Below are 7038 nucleotides of genomic sequence, written 5' to 3'. Positions count from 1 at the left end.
GGCTGGCCGACACGGAGCCCTCGCGGAGCACGTGCTCCGCTATCCGGGTCTGCCGGTCCGTCCGCGCGCTCCGCACGCCGAGCTGCTCATCAACCATGGGTGGGCCGGTTGTAGTAGTCGAGCATCACCGTGCCGTCCGGACGGAAGGAGAAGCGCGTCGTGGCGACGGGGTCGATGCCCCGCAGGATTGTGCGGTACGCACCGAGCGGGATGCCCAGGTAACGGCAGACCACGAGCCTGATCAACGTGTTGTGGCAGACCAGGAGGATGTCCCGGCCCTGGTGCCGGGCGACGATGTCGGACAGTGCGGCCGTCGCCCGGTCGGCCGCGGCCTCCGGGTGCTCACCGCCGGGCAGGTGATGGGCGGCGGCGTCCTGTTCGAAAAGCTCCACGGCACGCGGGTTCTCCTCGCGCAGCTCGGCCAGGGTGCGACCTTCCATCTCGCCGAAGTCGAGCTCGCACATCCGCTCATCGGTTTGGACCTGCAGGCCCAGCGCCTCCGCTACCGGCGCAGCGGTCTGCCGGGCACGGAGCATTGTCGACGCATACAGCAGGTCCGGTTTCGCGTCCCGGGCCCACGCCGCCAGCGACTCGGCCTGGTTCCGTCCTATCTCGTCGATCGGCACATCACTGGACCCGGTGTAGCGGTTGCCCTTGTGCCATGGAGTGCGCCCGTGCCGGGCGAGTGTGACCACAGTGGATGACCCGTTCGATGTCTCGCTCGATGTCGTGGCGGATGTCCCATCGGCTGTCGCGGTGGTCGGTGTGTGCATGCTCATTCGTCGGTGCCCCGAATCGTCGTGGCGTGTACTTTCCCGCCCGTGGTGAACGTCTCCGAGATGTATCCGCGCGCGGCGAGCTCAGCGATGAAACGCTCATAGCCCGAGGCCAGACGTTCGCCTCCGTCGGGCCGAGGCTCGACGACGCCACGCCGGGAGACCATCCGCGCCGCACGGGCGGCGACGCTGTCCTGCCGCGCGGACGCCAGGACCGCCATCCCGAACGACGGCTCGGCGGTGGCCGGCAGCACGAGCCGGCGGCCGAGCACGTCGGCACGCAGCTGGTTCCAGTAGTCGCTGCGCGTCGCACCGCCGGTGACGCTGATCTGGCCCGAGATGTCCGCGCCGATGGCGGCCAGTCGCTCGAAGCACAGCCGTTCGACGAATGCCACCCCCTGCAGGATCGCAGCGTAGCGATCGGCTGGCCCCCGGAGATTGCCGACCTCGAACCGCTCCGCGTCCGGACGGACGAACGGGAACCGCTCACCGTGAGCGGTCAGCGGGTAGATCACCGCGCCGGCCGGTTCGTGAGCACGCGCCGCCGACGCGAGTGCATCCAGGTCATGCTCACCGAATTCCTCGGCGACCATGCCGGCCCCGACGTTCGACGCGCCGCCCGGCAGCCATCCACCGTCTGGATGACGATGGCTGTAGACGGCGCCGTCGGGATCGTCGACCAGCTTCTCGGTGACACCTTTGAGGACGAGGGTGGTGCCGAGCACGGAGTTCCACGCCCCCGGGGCGAGCGCACCGGCGGCGATCTGAGCGGCGCACCCGTCCGTCATCCCGGCGACGACCGGCGTGCCGTGCGGAATACCCGTGTGTGCGGCCGCGGAAGGCGTGACTGCGCCCAGCACCGTGCCGGGACGCACGACGTCCGGCAGCATCGATATGTCGATCCCGGCGGCATCGGTGAGCGTGCTGTTCCAGCGGTCACCGACGACGTCGTACCCGGACTTCAGCGCATGACTGGTGTCGGTGCTGACACGGTGGCCGACCAGTGAGGCGGCGATGGTGTCGGCGCTGTGCGCGGCGTGGATGGTGGAGCGTCCGGTGATGGTGTGGTGCCGCAGCAGCCACCCGATCTTCGGTAGCGCCCAGGAGAGCTGGATGGCCGAACTCCCCGGCACGTCGGCCCGGTCATGGATCCTGGTGAGCTCGTCGGCGGCGCGGGCGTCGTCGTACATCAGCGCCGGGGTCAGCGGAGCGCCCCGGTCATCAGCCAGCAGGACAGTGCCCGACGTGCTGCAGATGGCGACGCCGCCGACCTTCTCGGTTCGGCGCGCACCGATGCCCGAGCCGCCGGTCCGCCAGGTGAATGTGCCTTTGCGGAGCTCCGCGAACGCCTGCCGAGATGCCACCCCGGCCGCGTCCCACCACTGGTGCGGGTCCTGCTCGTGCTGCCGTACCGCCGTGCCCACACGTCTGCTGTCCAGCGGCGCCGAGCCCAGACCGAGCACCCGGCCCCGGTCGTCGGCGATCACGGTCCGGACGCTCTGGGTCCCCAGGTCGATCCCCACCCAGACGGCATCCGTGTCGGTCGCCTCCACTCACCCTCCTACAGATCGGTGACGGTCATTTAACAATTCGAGATGGTTCGTATAACACAACTGACTGTTAAACCTACACCAACAGACGGTGAATCTCCCATAGCTTGCCACGAGATGCAACGCCGAGCGTCTCTCTGTCCCGGGACCCTCCGACCTCAGTGCCAAGCAAATCCGGCGTCGTGACCGGTCATCCGTCAACTTGAGATGGCACCCTAATGCCATGACATCCTCCGCCGGCCGGAACGGCCCGCCATCGCGGCGGACCCAGGCACGTGAGTCGAGACAGCAGGCCATCGTCGCGCACGTCGTCGCCAACGGCGTGGCGACAGTGACCGAACTGACCGAACTGACCGGCGCCAGCCTCATGACAGTCCACCGTGACCTGGACGAACTCGCGCGCCAAGGTGTCGTCCGCAAGTTCCACGGCGGGGTGTCGGCACAGCCCTCCACGGTCTTCGAGAGTAGCTCCGAGTACCGGCTCCGGGTGCAGACAGCAGAGAAGGAAGCGCTGGCGAACGCAGCGCTCGGGCTCATCGAGCCTGGGATGTCGATCATGATCGACACCTCCACCACCAACCTCTTCCTCGCACGCAAGCTCGGAGACCTCGGACTGGGACCGCTGACGGTGGTGACGAACTACCTGCCGGCCATGCAGGTCCTGCGCAGCATGCAAGACATCCATCTGATCGGAGTCGGCGGGGACTACAACACCACACACGACGCGTTCCTCGGCATGAGTGCCATCGAGGCCGTCGCCGCGCTGACGGTGGACATCGTCTTCCTGAGCACCTCGGCGATGACGGCGTCGACAACCTACCACCAGGAGCCCGACATCGTGACGATCAAGCGCGCGATGATGCAGGCCGGCCAGCGCCGCGTGCTCCTGATGGATCCGACCAAGCTCGAGCGCACAGCCTTGCACCGACTGGCGCCGACCTCGGAATTCCATCGCCTCGTCATCAACGAGGGCGTGGACGACCGGCTCGTCGCGGATCTGCGGGAGCAGACCACCGTCGTCGTCGCCCCGCCACGTTGATGTGCCGTCCTGGCCCATGATCATCGAGGATCCAGCGTGTGGACACCCCAGTTTTCCTCGATGATCATGGGACTTCTGCGAGACCGTCGTCGGGCATGCCGCGTCCCAAGCTGACGCACTGTCGCCGACGACGGCATCTGATCGATGAACGCCGTTCATCTCCTATTTGAAGTTAAGTCTATCGTTCTTTGTGTTAAATCTGTTACGGTCCTTCGCACAGGCACCGCAGCGGACGCTCATCCACACACCTCGGGAGGCATCTCGGTGGCATCTCGCACCGCACCGGCGGCCGCCCCACCGTCTTCGGGCACGGGGGCCACGTCCGGCTCGGGCTCTGCGGCCGGACCCGGCGCACGGCCCGACCTGGCCGGTCGACGGCGACGCAGCTGGCGCCGTCATCGCAAGGAGCACCTGCTCTTCCTGTTCCTTCTCTCACCGAACCTGCTGCTCATCGGCACCTTCGAGTACTGGCCGGTGATCTACAACGCCTACCTGAGCCTGACCCGATGGAACATGCTCTCCGGCGCGCCCCGCTGGGTGGGGCTCGACAACTACGAGCACCTGCTCACCAGCTCCAGCTTCCAGCAGGTCATGCTCAACACGCTGTTCTTCACCGGCACGGTGGTGATCGGCAGCGTCGTGCTCGGGCTGGCGCTGGCCGTGCTGTTCAACCAGAAGATCAAGGGCCGCGGAGTGGTACGCACGGCGGCGTTCGCGCCGCACATCGTCAGCGGCGCGGCCGTGGCCACCCTCTGGCTGTTCGTCTTCGACCCGAACTACGGCCTCTCCCGCGTCGTCCTGGACCCGTTCGGCGTCGCGTCGCCCCGTTGGGTCACCGACAGCGACTGGGCGCTGATCAGCCTGATCATCGTCTACCTGTGGAAGGGCGTCGGGTTCATCGCCATCGTCTACCTCGCCGGGTTGCAGAGCATGCCGGAGGACCTCTACGAAGCGGCCAAGCTCGACGGTGCCGGCTCATGGACGATCTTCCGCCGGATCACGCTGCCGCTGCTGTCCCCCGTGACGTTCTTCGTCATGGTGATCACCATCATCGGGACGTTCCAGGCGTACGACATGATCGCCGTGATGACCGGCGGCGGTCCGGGCAACGCCACGACGACATTGTCCTGGTACATCTACGAGCAGGGCTTCCAGGCGTCCGACGCCGGCCGTGGTGCCGCCGGAGCCATGATCCTCTTCGTCATCCTGCTCATCGTCACCGGGCTGCAGACCAAGTTCGTCCAGCGGAGGGTGCACTACCGATGAGCGGCGAGACACCGAGCGAGCGGAGTGGCCGGCGCGAGGAACGAGCGCCGTCCGCGCAGCGAGAGAGAAGTCGAGCGCGACCAGAGACGATGAGCGTGACCGAGAAGGTGAGCGGCGAGGCGGCGGCCGGCCGGCGTCAGAAGAGCCGCGGAGCCAACGATGCCCCGATGATGCAGCGCGTCCTGCTCTACGTCGCGCTCGGGTTCGTGGCCTTGCTGTTCGTCGGCCCGCTCTACTGGCTGTTCTCCTCAGCGCTGAAAGAGCCCAGCGAGATCTACAGCTTCCCACCGAACTGGCTGCCCAGCAGCGCGCACCTGGAGAACTTCTCCGAGGCGTGGAACGCCGCGCCTTTCGCGAACTTCTTCACCAACTCACTGATCGTCACCGCAAGCGGCGCCCTCATCAAGCTGGTTAACGCCACGCTCACGGCATACGCGTTCGTCTTCCTCCGGTTCCCGTTCAAGAACCTCATCTTCCTGGTGATGCTCGGGGCCCTGATGGTGCCGAACAACGTCACCCTGATCGTCAACTACATCACCGTGTCGAACCTCGGCTGGGTCAACACCTATCTCGGCTTGATCATCCCCAGCGCAGGCTCGATCTTCGGCATGTTCCTGCTGAGGCAGTACATGCTCACGCTGCCGGGTGACATCGTCGAAGCCGCCCGGGTCGACGGCGCCGGGCATATGCGCATCATGTGGCAGGTCGTCCTGCCGATGTGCAAGCCGATGCTGGTCACCGTCGGCATCATTGCCGTCGTCGACATGTGGAACGACTTCATCTGGCCGCTGATCGTCACGAACACGGTCGAGATGCGGACCCTGCCCATCGGTCTGCTCTACCTCAGGACCACCGAAGGCTACTCGAACTGGGGCGCGATCATGGCCGGCACGGTCATGGTGGCGCTCCCGATGCTGATCCTCTTCCTCTTCGCCCAGCGCCAGATCGCACGGGGCCTGACCGGCGGGGCGGTCAAAGGCTGACCACCCGGCCCACCACGACGACTCACTCCCTCAACCTTCTCCAACTTCTCCAACGAAAGGACGTGCTGAACGATGCGGTATCGCACCCGAGCACAGCAGGCCGTAGCACGCGACAGGGCGCGGCGGCGAGGCGCGCTCTACCAGCCGAGCAGGCGTGACTTCCTCGGCATGGCGACGGCGGCCGGCGTCGGCATCCCGATTCTTAGCTCCTGCGCGGGCGGGGTCAACGATGACGACGACGAGGGCGGCGGCATGGGGCAGGTCGACATCAACCCGCCCGACGCCTACAGCGGACGTGACATCAACATCGTCATGTGGAGCGCCGTGGGCGGCGTCGGCGGCGAGACGCTGGACGAGCTCGTCAAGGAGTTCAACGACTCGCAGGAAGACATCTACGCCGAGGTCCAGTTCCAGGGCGACTACCACGAGTCGTCGTCGAAGCTGACGGCCGCTCTGCAGGCCGGTGAGATCCCCGACGTCGTCATGCTGGCCGACACGTTCTGGGGCCGCTACCTCCTCAACGACGTGCTGGAGCCACTGACCGACTACCTCGACGACGAGATCAACCGGGACAACTACGTCGACGTGCTGTACGACGAAGGACTGGTGGGCGACGACCTCTACTGGCTCTCGTTCGGCCGAAGCACGCCCCTGTTCTACTACAACAAGGACCTGTTCGCCGAGGCCGGCCTGCCCGACCGCGGCCCGGAGACGTGGACCGAGCTGCGCGAGTGGGGCGCTGAGCTGTCGCAGCTGACCGTAGAGGGCCAGCCGTTGAAGACGTACGCCTTCAACGGGGCCGACGACTGGTACTTCATGGCCGCGACCTGGCAGTTCGGCGGGACGCTCTCCGAAGGGCTGGAGGTGACGATCGACAGCGGCGGCGCGGTGGAGGCCGGGGAATGGCATCAGCGCTTCATCTTCGAGGACGACTTGGCGTACATGGCGCAGAGCGCGGGCACCGACTTCGGTGCCGGCGTGGTCGCCACCATGACCTCCTCGACCGGTGCCCTGGGCGGCGTCTACGAGAGCGCCGAGTTCGAGGTCGGCACGGCGTTCCTCCCGAGGGAGGTGGACCAGGGCGTTCCGACCGGCGGCAATGGGTTCTCCATCCTCAAGGGTGCGGCTCAAGAGCGCAAGGACGCTTCGTTCGAGCTGCTGAAGTTCCTCGGCCGGCCGGAGAACTCGGCGAGGTGGACGGTCGCCACCGGATACCTGCCGATCGTCCACGGCGCCGTCGACGAGCCCGAGCTGGCGGCGACGCTGGAGGAGGACCCGAACTTCAGCGTCGCGGTCGAGCAGCTGCCCGAGGCCCGGGAGAGCGACGCGATCCGGTCCTACCTCCCGAACGGGACAGACCTGATCATCGACGGCGTGCAGCGGATCTACAGCAACGGCAACGAGGACGTCCAGACTGTCTTCAG

Annotated in this window: 6 protein-coding genes; 4 read left to right on the top strand and 2 right to left on the bottom strand. The window is 66.7% G+C overall.

Going from position 1 to position 7038, the window contains the following annotated elements; all coding sequences use genetic code 11:
* Positions 1-89: 89 nt before the first annotated feature.
* Together ELR45_RS16100 and ELR45_RS16095 are read right to left on the bottom strand one after the other, a co-directional pair.
* Positions 90-773, bottom strand: coding sequence for a histidine phosphatase family protein (locus ELR45_RS16100; RefSeq protein ID WP_129667304.1), 684 nt, complete (start codon positions 771-773; stop codon positions 90-92).
* Between the two features lie 2 nt (positions 774-775).
* A complete protein-coding gene (locus tag ELR45_RS16095) occupies positions 776-2329 on the bottom strand; it encodes an FGGY-family carbohydrate kinase (protein WP_205856694.1) in 1554 nt (517 codons plus the stop codon).
* Positions 2330-2549: 220 nt separating this feature from the next.
* On the opposite strand from ELR45_RS16095, the gene ELR45_RS16090 reads away from it, so the two are divergent.
* The 4 genes from ELR45_RS16090 to ELR45_RS16075 all read left to right on the top strand — a co-directional run.
* The gene (locus tag ELR45_RS16090) at positions 2550-3365 is read left to right on the top strand and encodes a DeoR/GlpR family DNA-binding transcription regulator (RefSeq protein WP_129667303.1); all 816 of its coding nucleotides are present in this window, start codon (positions 2550-2552) and stop codon (positions 3363-3365) included.
* A gap of 264 nt (positions 3366-3629) precedes the next feature.
* Complete coding sequence (locus ELR45_RS16085; protein WP_205856693.1) at positions 3630-4631, top strand: carbohydrate ABC transporter permease; 1002 nt, start codon at positions 3630-3632, stop codon at positions 4629-4631.
* A gap of 89 nt (positions 4632-4720) precedes the next feature.
* Entirely contained in the window at positions 4721-5614 is an 894-nt protein-coding gene (locus ELR45_RS16080; RefSeq protein ID WP_420813890.1) for a carbohydrate ABC transporter permease, read from the top strand.
* 72 nt (positions 5615-5686) lie between these two features.
* Positions 5687-7038: ABC transporter substrate-binding protein (locus ELR45_RS16075; RefSeq protein ID WP_165367821.1), on the top strand; the 1352-nt coding region annotated here is incomplete at its 3' end.

The sequence above is a fragment of the Phytoactinopolyspora endophytica genome (assembly GCF_004138495.1).
Classification (GTDB): domain Bacteria; phylum Actinomycetota; class Actinomycetes; order Jiangellales; family Jiangellaceae; genus Phytoactinopolyspora; species Phytoactinopolyspora endophytica.
The sequence above is the reverse complement of the archived record's forward strand: the minus strand, read 5'-3'. Positions and strand labels throughout refer to the sequence as shown.